At 60.7% G+C, this 17,968-nt stretch carries 16 protein-coding genes; 10 read left to right on the forward strand and 6 right to left on the reverse strand.

Features of this window, described 5'->3' with window-relative positions:
• Positions 1–98: 98 nt before the first annotated feature.
• Together abc-f and tesB are read right to left on the reverse strand one after the other, a co-directional pair.
• The gene (gene abc-f / locus MJQ68_RS04410) at positions 99–2,012 is read right to left on the reverse strand and encodes a ribosomal protection-like ABC-F family protein (RefSeq protein ID WP_238749775.1); all 1,914 of its coding nucleotides are present in this window, start codon (positions 2,010–2,012) and stop codon (positions 99–101) included.
• A gap of 162 nt (positions 2,013–2,174) precedes the next feature.
• Positions 2,175–3,032, reverse strand: coding sequence for an acyl-CoA thioesterase II (gene tesB / locus MJQ68_RS04415; protein ID WP_238749776.1), 858 nt, complete (start codon positions 3,030–3,032; stop codon positions 2,175–2,177).
• Positions 3,033–3,148: 116 nt separating this feature from the next.
• Between tesB and MJQ68_RS04420 the strand changes: the two genes are divergently transcribed.
• The 4 genes from MJQ68_RS04420 (at position 3,149) to MJQ68_RS04435 (ending at position 5,930) form a co-directional block, all read left to right on the forward strand.
• Complete coding sequence (locus tag MJQ68_RS04420; protein ID WP_238749777.1) at positions 3,149–4,348, forward strand: acetyl-CoA C-acyltransferase; 1,200 nt, start codon at positions 3,149–3,151, stop codon at positions 4,346–4,348.
• Entirely contained in the window at positions 4,345–4,851 is a 507-nt protein-coding gene (locus MJQ68_RS04425) for an asparaginase domain-containing protein (protein WP_238749778.1), read from the forward strand. The genes MJQ68_RS04420 and MJQ68_RS04425 overlap by 4 nt, the downstream gene beginning before the upstream one ends.
• Positions 4,848–5,441: a 1-acyl-sn-glycerol-3-phosphate acyltransferase gene (locus tag MJQ68_RS04430; protein WP_238749779.1), complete on the forward strand. Its 594-nt coding sequence runs from the start codon at positions 4,848–4,850 to the stop codon at positions 5,439–5,441. Before MJQ68_RS04425 ends, MJQ68_RS04430 begins: the two co-directional genes overlap by 4 nt.
• Before the next feature lie 117 nt (positions 5,442–5,558).
• On the forward strand, positions 5,559–5,930 hold the full coding sequence (locus tag MJQ68_RS04435) for a GxxExxY protein (RefSeq protein WP_238749780.1): 372 nt from the start codon (positions 5,559–5,561) through the stop codon (positions 5,928–5,930).
• Between the two features lie 112 nt (positions 5,931–6,042).
• On the opposite strand, the gene MJQ68_RS04440 is transcribed toward MJQ68_RS04435, so the two are convergent.
• Positions 6,043–7,320 carry an asparagine synthetase B gene (locus MJQ68_RS04440; RefSeq protein ID WP_238749781.1) on the reverse strand — a complete coding sequence of 426 codons (1,278 nt, stop codon included), beginning with the start codon at positions 7,318–7,320 and terminating at the stop codon, positions 6,043–6,045.
• Between the two features lie 129 nt (positions 7,321–7,449).
• On the opposite strand from MJQ68_RS04440, the gene MJQ68_RS04445 reads away from it, so the two are divergent.
• Genes MJQ68_RS04445 through prmC form a run of 3 tightly spaced genes read left to right on the forward strand, consistent with a single transcriptional unit; the run spans position 7,450 to position 9,582 of the window.
• Positions 7,450–8,130 (forward strand): RNA-binding protein, encoded by a 681-nt coding sequence (locus tag MJQ68_RS04445; RefSeq protein WP_238749782.1) that lies wholly within the window; start codon positions 7,450–7,452, stop codon positions 8,128–8,130.
• A gap of 39 nt (positions 8,131–8,169) precedes the next feature.
• Complete coding sequence (gene dcd / locus MJQ68_RS04450) at positions 8,170–8,706, forward strand: dCTP deaminase (RefSeq protein ID WP_238749783.1); 537 nt, start codon at positions 8,170–8,172, stop codon at positions 8,704–8,706.
• Positions 8,707–8,712: 6 nt separating this feature from the next.
• The gene (prmC, locus tag MJQ68_RS04455) at positions 8,713–9,582 is read left to right on the forward strand and encodes a peptide chain release factor N(5)-glutamine methyltransferase (protein ID WP_238749786.1); all 870 of its coding nucleotides are present in this window, start codon (positions 8,713–8,715) and stop codon (positions 9,580–9,582) included.
• On the opposite strand, the gene MJQ68_RS04460 is transcribed toward prmC, so the two are convergent.
• On the reverse strand, positions 9,554–10,828 hold the full coding sequence (locus MJQ68_RS04460; protein WP_238749788.1) for a hypothetical protein: 1,275 nt from the start codon (positions 10,826–10,828) through the stop codon (positions 9,554–9,556). The genes prmC and MJQ68_RS04460 overlap by 29 nt on opposite strands.
• Before the next feature lie 91 nt (positions 10,829–10,919).
• Here MJQ68_RS04460 and MJQ68_RS04465 point away from each other — a divergent pair, with 91 nt between their 5' ends.
• Genes MJQ68_RS04465 through MJQ68_RS04475 form a run of 3 tightly spaced genes read left to right on the forward strand, consistent with a single transcriptional unit; the run spans position 10,920 to position 12,747 of the window.
• Complete coding sequence (locus MJQ68_RS04465; protein ID WP_238749789.1) at positions 10,920–11,120, forward strand: hypothetical protein; 201 nt, start codon at positions 10,920–10,922, stop codon at positions 11,118–11,120.
• Entirely contained in the window at positions 11,117–11,911 is a 795-nt protein-coding gene (locus MJQ68_RS04470; protein ID WP_238749790.1) for a hypothetical protein, read from the forward strand. Before MJQ68_RS04465 ends, MJQ68_RS04470 begins: the two co-directional genes overlap by 4 nt.
• Entirely contained in the window at positions 11,908–12,747 is an 840-nt protein-coding gene (locus tag MJQ68_RS04475; protein WP_238749791.1) for a DUF4380 domain-containing protein, read from the forward strand. The genes MJQ68_RS04470 and MJQ68_RS04475 overlap by 4 nt, the downstream gene beginning before the upstream one ends.
• Before the next feature lie 4 nt (positions 12,748–12,751).
• Here MJQ68_RS04475 and aceK read toward each other — a convergent pair whose 3' ends face one another.
• Positions 12,752–15,295 (reverse strand): bifunctional isocitrate dehydrogenase kinase/phosphatase, encoded by a 2,544-nt coding sequence (gene aceK, locus MJQ68_RS04480; protein ID WP_238749793.1) that lies wholly within the window; start codon positions 15,293–15,295, stop codon positions 12,752–12,754.
• 40 nt (positions 15,296–15,335) lie between these two features.
• Positions 15,336–17,906: a sigma 54-interacting transcriptional regulator gene (locus MJQ68_RS04485; RefSeq protein ID WP_238749794.1), complete on the reverse strand. Its 2,571-nt coding sequence runs from the start codon at positions 17,904–17,906 to the stop codon at positions 15,336–15,338.
• Between the last annotated feature and the right edge of the window lie 62 nt (positions 17,907–17,968).

Raw genomic sequence — 17,968 nt, forward strand, 5'->3', positions numbered from 1 at the left:
AATAAATTAAGTCGGTTACCCGTACCGACAGAATATTCGGTGGTGGGCGGAGGAAACGGTCCGCAATCCGACGTCCCGTAGGGAGTTCGTAGACCGGCTTATTCCAGCGCCAGACTGGCCGCTTCCCAGGTCTTCATGACGCTTGCCAGCTTGTCCTGCTTGTCCTTGAGCTTGGCCGTGACGGAGGCTACGCGCGCCTCATCGTCGTAGAAGGAGGGGTCTGACATCTTGAGGTGGATCTGCTCGATCTCTCCCTCCAGGCGCTCGATCTTGCGCTCCGCGTTGGCGACGTCCTTCTGCAGGCGCCGCTGTTCGTCCTGACTGGGGCTATTCTTCGGCTTCGACGCGGGAGCGGCGGATTGGCTATCCACCGGCTTCTGCAGCTCGACGCTGCGCATATCGTCCAGCTGCCGCTTTTCCAGGAAGGTATTGACATCGCCAATGTGCTCGTACAGCTTATGGTCCCGAAACTCTACGGTGCGGTCGGTCAGACCGGCTAGGAACTCACGGTCGTGGCTCACTACGAGCAGGGTGCCGTCGTAATCCATCAGGGCCGACTTCAGCATATCCTTACTGGCCATGTCCAGGTGGTTGGTCGGCTCATCGAGCACCAGCAGGTTGAAGGGGCGCAGCAGCATACAGGCCAGGGCCAGACGGGCGCGCTCGCCGCCGGAGAGTACCATGACCTTCTTATCCTGATCCTCACCGGAGAAGAGGAAGGCGCCGAGGGTCTGCCGCAGGCGAGTGCGCATTTCGGGCGGACTGGCCTCCTCCATCGTCTCCAGTAGCGTCTTGTTGCCATCCAGGGCATCGCTCTGATTCTGGGCGTAGTAGCCTACGCTGACGTTGTGTCCGAGCTCGACCTCCCCCTGGGTGGCGGGCAGTTTACCGATCAGGATCTTGGCCAGGGTGGTCTTACCCTGACCGTTCTGCCCGACGAAGGCCACGCGGTTGCCGCGATCCACCTTGAGGTCTACGCCGCGCAGTACGTTGAGCTTGCCGTAGGTCTTGGTGATGTGGCGGGCCTTCATGGTGATCGCGCCGGAGCGGGGGGCGGGCGGGAAGCGAAGGTTCATGACCGACTTGTCGGTCACGTCGAGCTCGATGCGCTCGATCTTGTCGAGCTGCTTCTGCATGGACTGCGCCATCTTCGTCTTGGTGGCCTTAGCCATGAAGCGGCTGATGGTGCGCTCCTTGTCGGCGATCACCTTTTGCTGGTTGAGGTAGGCAGACTCGGCCTTTTCGCGGCGCTCGGCCTGAAGCTCTACGTACTTGGAGTAGCCGGCCTTGTAGTCGTAGACGCTCCCCAGTTCGATCTCCAGGGTGCGGTTGGTGACGTTGTCCAGAAACTGCTTATCGTGACTGATCGTGATGACCGCGCCGGAGTAGCTAGACAGCCAGTTTTCCAGCCAGATGATGGACTCGATATCGAGGTGGTTCGTCGGTTCGTCCAGCAGCAGGTAGTCGGGGCGTTGCAGCAGCATCTTGGCCAGCAGGATGCGCATCTGCCAGCCGCCGGAGAACTCGGTGGTCTGCCGGTCGAAGTCGCCGTTCTTGAAGCCCAGTCCCTTGAGTACCTTTTCCGCCTCGGCTTCCATCGTGATGCCGCCGACCAGGGCGAAGCGCTCCGTCAAGTGAGTAAACTCCTCCAGCATCTCGGAGTAGGAATCGGAGGTGTAGTCGGTGCGGACTTCCATTTCCTGGTTGAGTTCCTCCAGCCGCTCCTCCATCTCGGTGATGTGGGCGAAGGCCGTCAGGGTCTCTTCCATGACGGTATTGCCGGTGGGCATATCCATTTCCTGGTGCAGGAAGCCGAGGGTGGAGCCGCTTTCCCGTTCCACCTTGCCTTCGTCGGGGCTGATATCACCGGCGATGATCTTGAGCATGGTCGACTTACCGGCTCCGTTGCGGCCGACCAGGCCGAGCTTGTCGCGGGTGCCGATCGTGAAGGTGACCCGGTCGAAGAGGATCCGGTCGCCGTACTGCTGGTAGATGCCGGTGGCGCTTAACATAGGGTAGGGGGGTTAGATCGCTTTCGGCTCGTTAGACGCCTTCGGCTGGTAGACCGCTTCGCGGGGTAGATCGCTTCGCTCGGTAGACCGCTGTGCGGGTGAGGGGCTAAACGGGCGCAAAGGTACTGAGAATCTGACTGGTATGTCGGTCTGTCCGCAGGCTTAGGCTTTCTCGCGCAGGAGGCCTTCCTGTACTACGCTGGCGACCAGCTTACCCTCTTGGTCGAAGATGTTGCCCCGGGTAAAACCGCGTGCGCCGCTGGCACTGGGACTGTCCATGCTGTAGAGCAACCAGTCGTCAACCCGAAACGGGCGGTGGAACCACATGGCGTGGTCGAGGCTGGCCATCTGCAGATTGCGGTAGTCGGTGGCCCGACCGTGGGGGAGCAGGGCGGTGGTCAGCAGGTTGTAGTCGCTAGTGTAGGCCAGGACCAGGGCCTGGAGCCGGCGGTCGTCGGGCATCTCCCCCTTGGTGCGCAGCCAGACGTTGCGGCTGGGGGCATACTTTTCGTGGGCGAAGGGGTTGAGGAATTCGACCGGACGGAATTCCAGGGGACGTTCAATACTCAGGATACGCCGGATATTTTCGGGCAGCTGCTCGCCGAACTGCTTGGCCATGCCCTCGTAGCTCACTAGTTCGTCCGGGGAGAGTACGTCCGGGATGGTGGCCTGGTGCTCGAAGCCCTGCTGGTCGAGCTGGAAGCTGGCCGTGAGAAAGAAGATCGCCTTGCCGTTCTGGATGGCGCGTACCGCCCGGGTCGTAAAGCTGCCGCCGTCGCGGATGCGGTCTACCTCGAAAACGATGGGAATGTCCAGATCCCCTGGCAGCACAAAGTAGCCGTGCAGGCTGTGCACGTAGCGGTCTTCGGGTACGGTTTGCATGGCCGCAGCCAGCGACTGGGCCAGTACCTGTCCGCCGAACACCCGCGCCGAGCCCACCGAGCGGCTCTGGCCGCGGAACAGATTGACCTCCAGGCGATCGAGGTCGAGTAGGGTGAGGAGCTCGCTGATGTGCTTCATGGCCGCGAAGGTAAGTCGGTCCCGGGAGGGACGCGCGGGTACCGGCCCCCCAGCCAGCCATTTACGGCTTGGCACTGTTGACTTGGCAACTATCTTTGGCCAAAATACTGTCCTTCATGCCCGCACACCACCATCCCCCCGTCTACATCGTTGCCGCCGTCCGTACTCCCATCGGGTCGTTCGGTGGAGTACTATCCTCCCTGTCCGCTACCCAGCTGGGTACCGCAGCCATCAAGGGTGCCCTGGAGCGCGCCGGTATCGCCCCCGATCGGGTACAGGAGGTCTATATGGGTAATGTGGTAAGTGCCAACCTCGGCCAGGCCCCCGCCCGGCAGGCTGCCCTTGGTGCCGGTATCCCGAACACGGTGCCCTGCACGACCGTCAACAAGGTGTGTAGCAGCGGCATGAAGACCGTCATGTTCGGCGCCCAGTCCATCATGCTCGGCCACAACGACGTGGTCGTCGCCGGCGGCATGGAAAGCATGAGCAACATCCCCTACTACGTCCCCGACGCCCGTTGGGGTGCCAAGTACGGCGACCGCAAGCTCATCGACGGACTCAGCAAGGACGGCCTCACCGATGCCTACGACCAGAATGCCATGGGCACCTGCGCCGACGCCACCGCCGTGAAGTACGGCTTCAGCCGCGAGGAGCAGGATGCCTACGCCACCGAGTCCTACAAACGCAGTGCCGAATCCACCGCCAACGGCACCTTCGGCCGCGAGATCGTAGCCGTGCACGTACCCCAGCGCCGGGGCGACGACGTGGTGGTCACCGAAGACGAGGAGTACAAGAAGGTCAAGTTCGACAAGATGGCCTCCCTGCGCCCCGCCTTCGGCAAGGAGGGGACGGTCACGGCCGCCAACGCCAGCACCATCAACGACGGTGCCGCCGCTCTGGTGCTCGTCAGTCAGAAAGTGGTCGATGAGCTGGGCCTTAAGCCGATCGCCAAGATCATGTCCTTCGCCGATGCCGCCCACGAGCCGCAGTGGTTCACCACCGCGCCCACCAAGGCGGCCCCCCTGGCCGTAGAGCGCGCCGGACTGGCCATGAGCGATATCGACTACATGGAGGTCAACGAGGCCTTCGCCGTAGTACCCATGGCCTTCAGTAAGGAGCTCGGCCTGGACGGCAAGAACATGAACGTGAACGGCGGCGGCGTCTCCCTGGGCCACCCCCTGGGCACCTCCGGCGCACGCATCCTGGTCACTTTGATCAACACGCTCCACTCCCGCGACGGCCAGTACGGTCTGGCCACCCTCTGCAACGGGGGCGGGGGCGCCAGTGCAATGGTTATTGAAAAGTACGGCGCGTGATCCAGATTTTTATCACCGGCGGCACCTTCGATAAGGAGTACGATTTCGTCACGGGCAAGCTGTACTTCAAGGACAGTAGTCTGCCCAAGATGCTGGAGGTAGGTCGGTCGACCCTCGATGTGAGTATCCGTACGCTCATGATGGTCGATAGCCTAGAACTCACGGATCAGGACCGCCAGAATATTGCCAATAACTGCCGGTCCGTCGGCACCAATCAGATCCTGATCACCCACGGCACGGATACCATGTCGGAGACCGCCCACTACCTGGCTAGCGAAGACATTCGCGGCAAGACCATCGTCATCACCGGGGCAATGATCCCGTATGCCTTTGGCAGCTCGTCCGACGGATTCTTTAACTTGGGTAGCGCACTGGCCTTTGTGCAGTCCCTACCGGCGGGTGTCTACATCGCCATGAATGGTAGGTACTTTACCTGGGATGGCGTGCGGAAAAACCGCGCGACCGGATTTTTTGAAGCCATTGAAACCCCCGCCCGCCCATGATGCCCGCCTGGTTAGCCCGTTTTATGCTGCGCCTCAATGGCATGCGTGTAGTGGACCACAACAAGGGCAACTGGCCCAAGAAATGCGTCGTGCCGACCGGTCCGCACACCACCAATCGAGACTTCCCCTACGGCCTTTACTCCCGGGCGGTATTGGGGCAGTATATTCAGTTTGTGGCCAAGTCCACCCTCTTCAAGGGGCCGGCCGGCCTGATCATGAAGGGCTTCGGCGGTGTGCCGGTCGTGCGCGAAAAGCGGACCAACTTCACCCAGGCCGTAGCCAAGATCTTTGCCGAACGCGAGGAGTTCAAGCTCTGTATCGCCATGGAGGGCACCCGCAAGAAGGTCGACCGCTTCCGCACGGGCTTCTACTGGATCGCCCGCGAAGCCGGTGTACCGATGGTCTTCGCCAAGTTCGACTTCGGCAATAAGGTGATCGAGTTTTCGGAGCCTTTCTATCCTACCGGCGACGTACGGGCGGATTTTGATTTTATCTACCGGTACTTCGATGGGGTGCAGGGGCTGGTGCCGGAGCATAGTTTTGTGTATGATCCGGTGGTGTTGGAGGAGTTGCCTGTGGGTGAGGGCTAAACACGGATTGCGCGGATTTGGAGCACGGATTAACACGGATACGTGATAGGTACTTCGCGACAATATAATTTAACGGCACTCTACAAATAGTAGAGTGGTGTGCCGGTCTTTTGTGCTATGCTACACGAAAAACTGACCTACGCTATACGCGGCGCGGCATTCAAGGTGCACAAGGCACTCGGACCTGGACTAATGGAATCTGCCTATGAAGCCTGCCTAGTCCACGAACTAAAAGAGACTGGGCTGCAGGTGCAACATCAATTGGAAGTACCCTTACTCTATCGCGGAATTCACGTTAAATCCGCCTATAAGCTAGATGTTCTGGTAGACAATAAAGTCATTCTGGAACTCAAAGCAGTCGATACCCTTGCGCCCATCTTCACCGCTCAGTTGCTCACCTACATGCGCCTATCCGATATCCGGCTGGGCCTACTCATCAACTTCAATGTAGAGAATCTACAACAAGGCATAAAACGCTACATCATCTAACGTCTCCCATTCTCACCTACGTTACCTCCGTGCGAATCCGTGCCCAAAATCCGCGCAATCCGTGTTTAAACCCCTCCCAGAGTGCCGCAGGCACCCCCCCCCCAAAAAAAACTCAAGTCTTCCGCTCCTTCTTCTTAGCCGCAGGAAACAAAATATTATTCAAGATCAACCGATACCCCGGACTATTAGGGTGCAAACTCAAATCCGTCTCCGGATCATTGACCAGGTGGCGATAATCCGCAGGGTCATGGCCCCCGTAGAAGGTGAAGAAGCCCTCGCCGAACTGCCCGTGGAGGTAGCGGGCTTCCTGGGCGGGTTTATTTTCGCCGAGGACTAGGATGTTGCTCTTGATATGGCTGTTGGTGAAGGCGGTGGTCTGCCCCATAAAGCCCTTGACGGAGCGCACGTGGTTTTGGGTAAGCATGCTGGGGACCGGATCCCACTTGGCGCTGAACTCGAAGAGGCTGAAGTAGTCCTGCTCTTCGGTGACCGGACGGGGATTGTGGTCGATGTCGCTGAACTCGTACTCCAAGGGGTTGCGCTCCAGCTGGAAATTTTCGAAGGCGAAGGTCTTGCTGTAGTCGAGTTTGGACTGTGCATTGGGGTCGATCGCGTCGCCGTCGTAGTACTGGGCTGCGATGTCGGTGCCGTCCGCCGCCAGGGCAATATCGTAGCTATCGGTAGCCGAGCACATAGCGAACATGAAGCCGCCGCCGCCGACGTACTCCTTGACCTTCTTGACCACGCCGAGCTTAAGCTGACTGACCTTCTCGTAGCCATTAGCCGCGGCGAGCTCTTCCTGGTAGGCGACCTGCCGGCGGTACCAGGGGGCGGTGTGGAAGCTGCGGTAGAAGCGGCCGAACTGCCCGGTGAAATCCTCATGGTGCAGGTGCAGCCAGTCGTATTCGGCGAGCTTGTCGTCCAGGACCTCGTTGTCGTACACGGTCTCGTAGGGGATCTCGGCGTAGGTAAGTACCAGCGTCACGGCATCGTCCCAGGGCTGCACGTCGGTGCCCTCGCGGAAGTTGTAGTCGGGGGTATAGACGGCGATCTTCGGGGCCTTATCGAGCTTCATCGCGTCCATATTCTTTTCCGGATTCGCGATCTCGGCCAGGATGCCGTTGAAGCGGGCGTCGGGAATGACCTCGTACTTTACGCCCCGCGTCAGGCACTCCCGCTCGAAGGCCCGGCTGTGCTGGAAGGCGAAACTGCCGCCGCGATAATTGAGTAGCCACCAAGCCTCGATATTGTTGTCGAGTACCCAGTAGGTGATGCCGTAGGCCTTCAGGTGATCGGTCTGGGTATCGTCCATCGGGATCAGGATGGTAGAGGCACGGGCCACGGTGGTCAGGACGAGGAGCAGGAACAGCAGGGGGAGTTTACGGTACATCGGTGCGGCTTGTTGTGCGTTAACGATTTGGCGCGGGTGGGTGTTGCGGCCTGACTGGTCCGCCCGCGCGCAAAAGCCCGCACCCGCGGCCCCGCCCGCACAAGCTACCCGGCCCCGTGTTCGGATACTATGACCGACACCCACACCTTTGCCATCACGCCTGTCTCCTCCGAATCGATCGGTGAACTGCCCGGCGACTGGACAACGGACGACTACCGCAAACTGCTCGAGCTGACCGACTACGGTGATGCCTCCGAACTATCCGACAAGGAAGTGCAGGAGATGGCGTTCATGTCCATCGCCGACCTGGAGAAGCCCGAGGCGGCCGATCTGCTCATGAAGTACGTCTTTCCCGAGGATGCCCTGACGCCCGGTCAGCGACAGAATAGCAGCCACGAGATGGACACCGAGCGGCTCTGGGAGGAGTATCCCGAACCGGTGCACCACCGCAATTTCTTCCGCGTAGGTACCCTGCTCTACGCCGCCTACAACGGCGGACACCCCAAGCCCGACGGTCGGGAAGTAGTCTTCACCGTCACCGCTAAGGATGAAGAAGGGGCCAAGCGTCTGCAAAATCCCAAGGCTGCCCTGCTCCTGCGTCTGATGGCACCCGCCATGGACGGACACGCCCTGCTACACCGGCTGTACGAAGACGAATTGAAAAGCGGTGAATTTGCCGCCGCGAAGAATCTGCTCTACCAGATCAAAAGCGAGCCGCAGGGGGAGCGAAGCTTTCGGATCACAGTGTACAGTACAGATTACTGGCTGGAAGACTTCGTGCCGGCCGGACCTTACGAGGTGACCCTGTAGCGGCGACTTCTCCGATATCTAGTAGCCTATCTTGCCCGCATGATCTGGAGTGATAAGAAAATACTGACCGCCATCGACCGGGGCGAGATCGTGATACGCCCCTACGACCGGGCCAACCTGGGGACCAACAGCTACGACGTACACCTCGGCAAGCACCTGGCCCGCTACAAGGATCACATCCTGGACGCCCGCAAGCACAACGAGATCGAAGAAATGGAGATCGGAGAGGAGGGCTTCGTGCTGCACCCCAATACCCTCTACCTCGGCGTCACCCTGGAGTATACCGAGACGCACAGCAGCGTGCCCTTCCTGGAGGGTAAGAGCAGCGTGGGCCGGCTGGGTATCGACATCCACGCCACGGCCGGAAAGGGCGATGTAGGCTTTTGCAACCACTGGACGCTGGAGATCAGCTGCACCCACCCCGTGCGCGTGTATGCCGGTATGCCGATCGGACAGCTGATCTACTTTGCCGTAGAGGGCGACATTGAGAATTACTACAACAAGAAGCCCAATGCGAAGTACAATCGCGTCAGCGAGCGGCCCATGGAGTCGATGATGTGGAAGAACAGCTTCTAGGCGACCATGCGTACCGATGAGCTGACCACCCACTTTGCCAAGACCCTCCGCCCCCTGCTGGGTAGGGGAGAGGCCCGCTCTGTCACTCGGCTGGTGCTGGAAGACGTGTTCGGCTACCGGCAGGGACAGCGGCCGCGCCTGCTCAGTCCCGACGAAGAGGTGCTGGCCTGGGCCACCCTCAACCGGCTGCTGGCCGGTGAGCCGGTGCAGTACGTCACGGGGGTGGCCGACTTCTACGGTTTGCAGCTTCACGTCACCCCCGCCGTCCTCATCCCCCGCCCGGAGACCGAAGAGCTGGTCGAATGGATCCTGGAAGAGCATGTGGGCGGTAGTCAGCGGCGCGCGCTCGATCTGGGCACGGGTTCGGGCTGCATCCCCCTGGCGCTCAAGATGCGCCGTCCGGAGTGGACACTGGAAGCCCTCGACGTCAGCGAAGCCGCCCTCGCCGTTGCCCGCAAGAATGCTAGGGAGAGAGACGTACACATCACCTTCCACCAGCAGGATATGGCGGAGGCGAGCGCGGTACTTCCTGCCGCCCAGTATGACCTACTGGTGTCGAACCCGCCCTATATCCCCCCCTCGGAGGAAAAGCACATGAGCCGGTCCACGCTCGCCTTCGAGCCCCGCCTGGCCCTCTTCGTGCCGGAAGACGATCCACTTTTGTTCTACCGCCACGTATTCAACACCGGCAAAATCCTCCTCCGCCCCGGCGGCATGGTGTACGTAGAAACCAATGCCCACAATAGCGAGCAAGTCCTGCAGTTATTCCGTTCGGGCGGATACACGCAGGTGCAACGAAAGCGCGATCTGCAGGGCAAGTGGCGCATGCTACGCGCTACGCTGGAAGCTATGCAGGCACCAAACCCAGTTCCGTAAGCAGGCTGAGGGGCCGCAGGCGGTAGCCGTCAAACTCGGCGAACAATGCCAGCGGACCTCCCCCGCTGACGGCCAGTAGGCGGTAGAAGTCCGGGTAGTCAGACGGCAGCGGGAAGGAAAGCCCATCCGCATCGACTATCAGGAACTGCTCACCCCCCTTGACCGGTCGCACCCCATTGAGATATACCGGATACTGCTGCAGCCAGGGGTTCACCCCCAGGGCCCTGCGGTAGTTGTCGAGCATGCCGGTGAAGGTATCGTAGCCGCTGAGTCCGTCGTAGGGCCTACCCCCGGGTCGAGGCTCCGGGAACACCGCCCGCTGGGGATAATTGCCTGGATAGTAGTGCAACCCACCCTCGAAGGAGGCCGATAGGGGCCACGACTGCTCGAAGGGAAATTCCCCGAAGGCGAAGTCCAGGATCAGGGCATACCGACGGCTCTGTTCCCCCCGGAGCCACACGCGGCGGTAGCGTAGGCGATCTTCCTGTCCATTTACCGTACCTACCACCAGCCAGTGGTCAGAGGTGACCGGTCGCCGAAGCAGCTCGTCTTTCTTAGTGGTGATTCCGGCGAGTTGGTAGAGCTCGTCCTGCCGCTCGGGGGTAAGCTCATCCCGGATCCGCCAGGCGCGGAGAAAGAGGTAGAGATCGCCCAGTCCGCGGGCCAGTTCGCTCGTAGTACCGTCCGTGTCCAGACTAGCCAGTTGACGCACCCGCCCGGCTAGTCCGGGCAGCTTGGCGTCGGTGAGGCGGGCGGCGGTCGTAAGCCAGCTATCGTCACCCTGCGCCAGGGTATCGGCCAGTCCGCGGCGGGCCACGTCGAGCAGCCGCAGTTCGAGCTCATCGATGCCGCTGTCCATGAGGACGAGCCGGGCGGTGAGCCGGTCGTCCGCCTTGGTTACGTCCTTAGTTACCCGTGGTGCCTTGGTGGTCTGAAACTGTACGGAGCGGAGCCAGTCCGGCGGCTGGCCTACGGTGAAGCGGTCGGCGTTATTCTTGAGGATCAGGATCAGGGCCAGGTCATGCGCGCAGGGGCGGGCGCGGGCGCGGCAGCTGCAGTGGAATTTGCCCTCTACGACCTGTACGGCCGACTGGATGGGCCGCTTGCTGTTCACGTCGAACTCTCCCCAGAGCCATTCGCCGTCTCCGCCCAGCAGCCGCCAGCGGCGGCTGTAGAACAGGCGGCGGCCGCTCTCGAGGGTCTTGGCGTCGGGGGCGAGCTGGAGCAGGCGATCGGTGGGGGTCATAGGGGGTCGGGCAAACCAGGGGCTGGGGAACAGCGTTAGTTTGTAAGATTACAAATAAAGCCCTTACTTTCCCCCGCAAACCGTTTCTATCATGCGCGCTTACCAGTCTGAAGAATTCCGCAAGCTCTCCCCGGAGGCCAAGCGTGCGGCCCTGAAGTCGGCCATTGCCGCCCAGGATCCCAGCAGCGGATTCAAGCGCGCGTTCGAGGTAGACGGCAAGGTGTACCATACCGTCTCCGTCAGTGAGCTCACGTCAGAGCAACTGCAACAATCAACGGACGCCGAAGCGTGAGCCTGGCCTTTGGCGCCCTACTGACCATTTTACTATTGCTGCCGGGCATTGGCTTTCGCTACGCCTACATACGCAGTAATTCCATCCGCCGCAGTCTGGATTTCAGCCTGCTCAGCGAGGCCGTCATCATGGTTGTCGTCGCCCTCGTTCTGCACACCCTGGGCGGTCTGGTGACCCAGGCGCTCGGATCCCCTCCCGACGCCCGTATCCTCTATCTACTCGGTACCGGTGGCGCGCTTGCCGCCGAAGATTATCAAGTCCTGACGGATTCGGTCGTCCCTTTTCTGGGCTACACCCTGTTTCTTTCGGCTACCGGCGTGGGCCTGGGGTATGCGCTACAGCAAGTGGTGCTGCGCCGCGGCTACGACCAGCGGTATAAGGGTTTGCGCGTACTCAACGACTGGGACCGCTACTTCACCGGCTACGTACTACCGGCCGAGCGGCGCGGAAAAGTCAATTTCATCTGGGTCGACATTCTGGTGGACGGCAGCGGCGGCAATGCCGTCCTCTACTCCGGGGTACTCGAGAATTACTCCCTGAACCGGGAACAGGTCATTGATCAGGTATTTATCAGCAGCGCCATCCGCCGGCACAACCTCGACCTGTCCGGCGTGCTACCGGCCGACGAGGGTACCACACGTCAACCGCCTAACTACGATATGCCGGGGGAGTACCTGGTCATTCCTTTCTCCCAGGTACGCAACCTCAATATCACCTACAGCTACGTTCAGGAAGGCACTCCTCCGGAGACCGTCGCCGCCCCCGCCGAGGTGTCAACCGCCCCCGTATGATAAGCCGCGCCGCGCTACTGCTAGTTGTCATTTTGCTCTGCACCTGCGACCCCGCCCCCCAGGATATTACGGAGGTAGATTATGGAGGGCCGTTGACGATCACCCGCGACTCCATCAGCCTGACGGTAGACCCCGCCTACGGCGCCCGCCTCACTAGCGTGACGTATGGAGACCGCGAACTGCTGTACGTAGTGCGCGATAGCAGTGGCTTCACCTATGGCAGTACCGCCTGGCCGAGCCCGCAGGCCGACTGGGACTGGCCGCCGCCCGCCACCCTGGACCGCGAACCCTATACCGTACAAAAAGTAGAGGAGCACTCGATCTTACTGGAGAGTCGGGAGGACAGCAGCGGGCTGGTCCTGCAGAAGCGCTACCGCCTCGGTCCGGACAGCGACATCGGCCTCACCTACTGGTTGACATACAACGGACCCACCACGCGCAGTGTAGCGGCATGGGAAGTGACCCGACTGCCCTACACCGGTCGGATAGTGTTCTTTGCCGACTCAGTGCGCACGGTGGGGGATGCCCGGCGGGTGGTGGAATCACAAGACAGCCTGCGAGTCATTCACTTTGACGAACGGCATACGGCCACGACCAAGGTGTTCGCTGATCTGGATAGTGTGCCGGTGCGCTACTATACCGATGGGCTGATCCTGGAAAAGCATACGGTGGTGCAGGACTTCTACCGCGTGGCTCCTGGACATGCCCCCCTGGAGGTATATATCGATCCCCCCCGGGGCTTCGTGGAGCTGGAATTACAGGGTGATTACCGCAAATTGAGCTACGGAAAGACGACCACCCTACGCACCAAGTGGCGGGTGGTGCCCGATCGGTAGCCGGTTACTGCAGGAACCGCCAGCCGGTGCGGTAGGGGAACACGTCCATGATCTCACCGGCCAGGAGTCGCTGCTTGAGGTCGTTCCAGAAGTCGGCGTCGAAGATCTCCCCGTGTTGCGCGCGGAGGTAGTCCAGGTGGGGGCCGGCCCGCATCAGGAAGCCCGGGAACTCCTCGGGGAACACGTCGCGCGGCCCCACGTAGTACCAGGGCTGGGAGGCCATCTCCTGTTCGGGCGTACGGGGCTCGGGGATGTGGCGGAAGTTGCAGTCGGTGACGTGCTCGATCTCGTCGTAGTCGTAGAAGACGACCCGGTTGACGCGAGTGACTCCGAAGTTCTTCAGCAGCAGATCGCCCGGAAAGATATTGGCCGCGGCGAGCTGCTTGATGGCCCGGCCGTAGTCGCGCAATGCCTTGCGGGCCATGGCTTCGTCGGCCGTCTGCAGGTAGAGGTTCAGCGGCGTCATTTTCTTTTCGATGTACACGTGACTCAGCAGTACCTGATCGTCCTGCACCACCACCTTCGAGGGGGCGGTGTGGAGCAGTTCGGCCAGACATTCTTCGCTAAAGCGATCGCGTGGCAGCACCAGCTTTTCGAACAGGTAGCTATCGGCCATGCGGCCCACCCGGTCGTGCCGCTTGACCAGGTCGTAGCGCGCCTTTACGGTAGCGGCCGTCACCTGCTTGGGGGGAGCGAAGTGGTCGCGGATCACCTTGAAGACCATATTGAGCTTCGGCGTGGTGAAGACGTACATCACCATGCCGGCGATTCCGGGCGCGCTCTCGAAGGGCTCATCCCGTGCCGGGTGCCGGTTGAAGTGACGCAGCAGCTCGCGGTAGAACACCGTCTTGCCGTGCTTCTCAAAGCCGATCGCATTGTACAGCTCGCTGATGCGCTTGCTGGGCATAAAGGTCTGCAGGAAGTCGACCATATCGCTCGGTACGCTGATGTCGGCCAGGAAGTACGAGCGGTGGTAGCTGAAGATGGACACGACTTGGTCAGCCTCCAGCAGCAGCGCGTCGATCAGCACGCCCCGGCCGGTAGGGTGGAGGAGGGGCAGGATGAAAGGAAACACCGCCCCGCGCGACAGAAAGCGCCCCACGATGTAGGCCGTTTTGTTGCGGTAGAACACCGACTGCAGTACCTCGATCTGATCGCCCGGGTGCCGCCCGCCCCGCTCGCGGATGAAGCCGCGCCAGCGATCGGCTACCAGCGTAATATCCCGCTCCCGATTGTCCCAGGCTACGGCAAATGGGAAGCGGTCCAGTACTTCACGAACGATGTCCGTCAGTTCGTAGGCGGCCAGCGCGAAGTCGAAGGTGATCGTCGACAGCCCCCGGTACTCCCGGTAGCTGCCCGTGCGCACTACGAACATCACCTCCGGATCAGCGCCGATCCCGTAGGCGAAGCGGTAGACCGAGTTGAAGAAGGTTTCGGCGATGTTGCGCGTATTGAAGTGGGCGATATCCTCGGCGAAGGCCTCGCGCACCTTGCCCCAGAAGGCGTGATCTTCTTCCTGCTGCACCATCAGCTCCTGCAGCTGCCGGGTGGTGGCATTCACCTCGTCGCGGTACAGCGTGATGCGGCTGCGGGCGTCGGCCTGAGTGCCGTGCCAGTCGCGTTCCTCGAAGCGTATCCGTGCCCGCTTCGTGATCAGTTTGAAGCGGTAGTAGTAGTTCATGTAGCCCGTCAGTATCCGGTGGGCCACCTCGTAGTGCAGCAGGGCGGGGAACGCCGGTGCGGAAGCGGTGACCAACTGCACGTTCGCCTCATGAAACTTGCGCATGATGCCCGGGTAGGCGTACCGGCGGAAAAGGGCTTCCAGGTCGAAGGGGGTTTCCTCCAGCACACTGCGCTCAAGGGCATTGATGTACTGGCGCGACTCCTGGATACGCTGCGCCATTTCCGACCGGTCGCTGGAGTGATCGCCGTGTCCGGTTACGAGCACCTTCACGTTCCCCGTCTGGATCAGTGTTTCCAGCTTATCTAATGTAGCCCGGTAGTCGGTTACCGAATGGTAGATGTATGGAAACTCGATGTTGCTCAGGTAGTCGCCTACGATAAGGATACCGCGACTGCGGTTGAAGGTTAGGAGTCCGTCCGCGTTGTGCCCGGGCGCCTGGTAGAATACGTAGGTGTCGCCTCCGAGTTGTAGCTCTACATCATCTCCTTCAATGGGTAGGTCTATCGCGGGGTAGCTGATGGGGTAGTCGCGAGTGATGTAGTTCTCGTCGTCGAAGTCCCGGATCTGCTGGAGCACCTTATTCTGCCCCGTATTTTCTACGAATGCGCGTGAAGCGATGGTCTTGAATCCCGCAAACTTGCCGTAGCCGATGATGTGATCGTAGTCGGAATGCGTAAAGAGCAGGTAGCATGTCCGTCCGGCGGTCAGCGGAGCGATCCGGTCGGCGATGGTCTGTACTTCGCCGGGGAGCCAGTTGGGGTCAACCAGGAGTAGGTAGTCCTGACCTACGATCAGGGTAGAGACGGTACGGAAAAGCGCGCTTTCGAATACGACGAGGTCCGTACGGTCCAGTTGCAGTTTCATGCCCCTAAGATGCGGTGTAGCCCGGTAGGCGGGGAGTGGATCAGCCCGTGAACTTGTTCCGGTCGATGCCGAGCTTATTCATCTTGGACATCAGGGTGCGGCCGTTGAGGTCCAGCAGCTCCGCCGCGCCCCCGGGGCCGGTAACCTTGCCGCCCGTGCGCTTCAGTGCCTCGGTGATGTACTGCTTCTGCATCGCCTCGAAGGGGATGATGCGCTCGCTGCGAAAGGAGGTCTCGTCATTGCGGTCGGGTCGCCGCAGGGCATTCAGGCTGGCGCGCAGGTTGAGGGTCGAGGCGGTGGAGGTAATGACGGCCCGCTCGACCAGGTTGATCAGTTCGCGGACGTTGCCGGGAAACTCGTAGTTGGTCAGCGTTTCAATGTCGCTGGGATTGATGTGGGTGATGTTGCGCCCCATCCGGTCGGAATACACTTTGGCAAAGTGTTTAATCAGTACGGGAATGTCCTCCTTCCGTTCCCGCAGGGGCATGTTATGGATGGGGAATACATTGAGCCGGTAGAAGAGATCCTCCCGGAAGGTACCCAGGCCGATCATCTGTTCTAGATCGCGGTTGGTAGCCGCTACGATGCGTACGTCCACCGTAATGGGATCGGTGGAGCCGATGCGCTGAATTTCGCCTTCCTGCAGTACGCGCAGGAGCTTGGCCTGCATGTCCAGGGGAAGCTCTCCGATCTCGTCGAGGAAGATCGTGCCGCCATCCGCCTGTTCGAAGCGGCCCTTCTTCTGGGCGATGGCCCCGGTAAAGGCCCCCCGTTCGTGACCGAACAGCTCACTCTCGATCAGGGATTCGGGCAGGGCGGCGCAGTTGACACTCACGAGTGGCTTGCGGCTACGCCGGCTGAATTTGTGGATCGACTGGGCCAGCAATTCCTTACCGGTACCCGTCTCTCCGGTGACCAGGACGGTCGCGTCCGTGTCGGCCACCTGAGCGATCTGACCGAGTACCTGCTGGTATTTGGTCGATGCGGTGATGATAGAACCCGAGGTATTGATCTGCTCGACCTGTTCGCGCAGGGTTTCGTTCTCACTCTGCAGCTGGCGGGTGAGCTCGTCCACGCGGCGCTTGGTATTCTGTAGTCGCCGCTTGTTGTTGTACTGCTGGGTCACGTCGCGGCAGATCAGGCATAGAAAAAACTGCGCGCCGGCTGCTACCTGGGCGAAGCGGACCTGTAGGGTGCGGTCCTCGCCGCTGGGATTGGTGTAGATGTAATCCAGCGCTGCCCGAAAGCGTCCGTCGATTTGCTCCTGTCTGATATCGGACAGGGCCGGGATGGTCAGATCGGGCATTAACTCGCTGATGGACAGGCCCTCCAGGGACCGACTGGTCTTGCGCCGTAGTTTGCGGCGTGCCGCCTCGTTCAGGAGGACCACTTCGTTGGTCGGGTTCAGCCAGATCACCCACTCATTGAGTGCGTCGAGCGTCTTTACGTAGAGTTGCAGGTTCTCGGAGAGCTGGACCTCTTCCCGGCTGTCCTGTGCGATGATGAGCAGGTATTCCTGATCGTCCTTACCGTAGTAATAGATGCGGGAGAACAGGGGATTGTGCGTCCCGTCGCGGTGGGCCACAACGGTCTGTCGCTCTATATATTTCCGCTCCCGCACTTCTTCGTAGAGCGCTGCGATCTCTTCGGCTCGTGCAGGGTCGGCGAGCCGGGAGGCGGGTGATCCGATCAGCTGATTGCGGGAGTAGCCCGTCAGCTCACTAGCCCGGTCATTGACGTAGGCGATCTTACGGTCGGCATAGCTCACTAAGAATACGGCGTCCGTCTGCCGGTCAAGCGCGGTACGCAGTAGCTCCTCGTCTGCGGATTGATGCGGGAGGGCGTCGGCTAACACATCTCCACCGCGCGTAAGGGTGCCATATACCTTATACACTTCCAGTTCATTCTCGACCGACTGAGCGCGGGCGGTGTATATGGTGGGAGAGGTCTGTTTATCTGCGGCGGTGGTGACGACGGGTAGTTCTACCGTCACGTGGTCCGTAGTACCCCGTAGCTTCTTGTAGGCGATACGCAGGTCGCCGTACACCGTGGAAACGACGCGACCCTGCAGCAGGGTCAGAAACTCGATAGCGGGGTAGAAGGCGCGATCCGGGGTCAGGCCCAGCCAGCGGCGGATGATGGGAGTGATGAATACCTGATTAGTGGTCAGGTTGACTTCCCAGGCGCCGATCTTGCCGTCGCGCTGCACTACATCGAGCAGGTCCGCATCGCGCTTGCCTGCTTCGGTGGCATGAAAGATCACCAGGCACAGCTCGGGATCGATGCTGTAGATATCGAAGCCGGCCCGCCCCCGGATGCTGAACAGCTTACCGTCGGCATTTACAAACTCCGTGTCCAGGCGCTCGCTGGTGTTCTCCTGTAGGCGGTTCCAGAACCGTTTCCACCCCAGCATACTGAAGTGGGGGTTGATCTCGAAATAGCTCGTACGCACGAGTGCGTTGCGGCTGTAACCCAGCAGTGTGGCCGCGCTCTCGTTACCAAATTGCACCCGCCCGGTCACGTCGACCCACAGCACGCCCTCAGTGACTAAGTCAAAGGCATCCTGATGCATCTGAAGCAGGGCGTCAACGGCTGGTACTGTATCGGTCAAAGGCAAGTGAACTAGGCTCGATATTTCGGTACGTGAAGATACCACACGGAGCGCAAAGCCCA

The organism is Neolewinella maritima, assembly GCF_923081025.1.
GTDB classification, from domain to species: Bacteria; Bacteroidota; Bacteroidia; order Chitinophagales; family Saprospiraceae; genus Neolewinella; species Neolewinella maritima.

What these genes read in the sequence shown, in the direction of transcription:
- MJQ68_RS04445 (WP_238749782.1), top strand. Translation starts at nt 7,450, where the DNA reads ATGACCGACACCCACACCTTTGCCATCACGCCTGTCTCCTCCGAATCG.
- aceK (WP_238749793.1), bottom strand. Translation starts at nt 15,295, where the DNA reads ATGAAACTGCAACTGGACCGTACGGACCTCGTCGTATTCGAAAGCGCG.
- MJQ68_RS04435 (WP_238749780.1), top strand. Translation starts at nt 5,559, where the DNA reads ATGCTACACGAAAAACTGACCTACGCTATACGCGGCGCGGCATTCAAG.
- MJQ68_RS04420 (WP_238749777.1), top strand. Translation starts at nt 3,149, where the DNA reads ATGCCCGCACACCACCATCCCCCCGTCTACATCGTTGCCGCCGTCCGT.
- MJQ68_RS04475 (WP_238749791.1), top strand. Translation starts at nt 11,908, where the DNA reads ATGATAAGCCGCGCCGCGCTACTGCTAGTTGTCATTTTGCTCTGCACC.
- dcd (WP_238749783.1), top strand. Translation starts at nt 8,170, where the DNA reads ATGATCTGGAGTGATAAGAAAATACTGACCGCCATCGACCGGGGCGAG.
- tesB (WP_238749776.1), bottom strand. Translation starts at nt 3,032, where the DNA reads ATGAAGCACATCAGCGAGCTCCTCACCCTACTCGACCTCGATCGCCTG.
- MJQ68_RS04465 (WP_238749789.1), top strand. Translation starts at nt 10,920, where the DNA reads ATGCGCGCTTACCAGTCTGAAGAATTCCGCAAGCTCTCCCCGGAGGCC.
- abc-f (WP_238749775.1), bottom strand. Translation starts at nt 2,012, where the DNA reads ATGTTAAGCGCCACCGGCATCTACCAGCAGTACGGCGACCGGATCCTC.
- MJQ68_RS04460 (WP_238749788.1), bottom strand. Translation starts at nt 10,828, where the DNA reads ATGACCCCCACCGATCGCCTGCTCCAGCTCGCCCCCGACGCCAAGACC.
- MJQ68_RS04430 (WP_238749779.1), top strand. Translation starts at nt 4,848, where the DNA reads ATGATGCCCGCCTGGTTAGCCCGTTTTATGCTGCGCCTCAATGGCATG.
- MJQ68_RS04440 (WP_238749781.1), bottom strand. Translation starts at nt 7,320, where the DNA reads ATGTACCGTAAACTCCCCCTGCTGTTCCTGCTCCTCGTCCTGACCACC.
- prmC (WP_238749786.1), top strand. Translation starts at nt 8,713, where the DNA reads ATGCGTACCGATGAGCTGACCACCCACTTTGCCAAGACCCTCCGCCCC.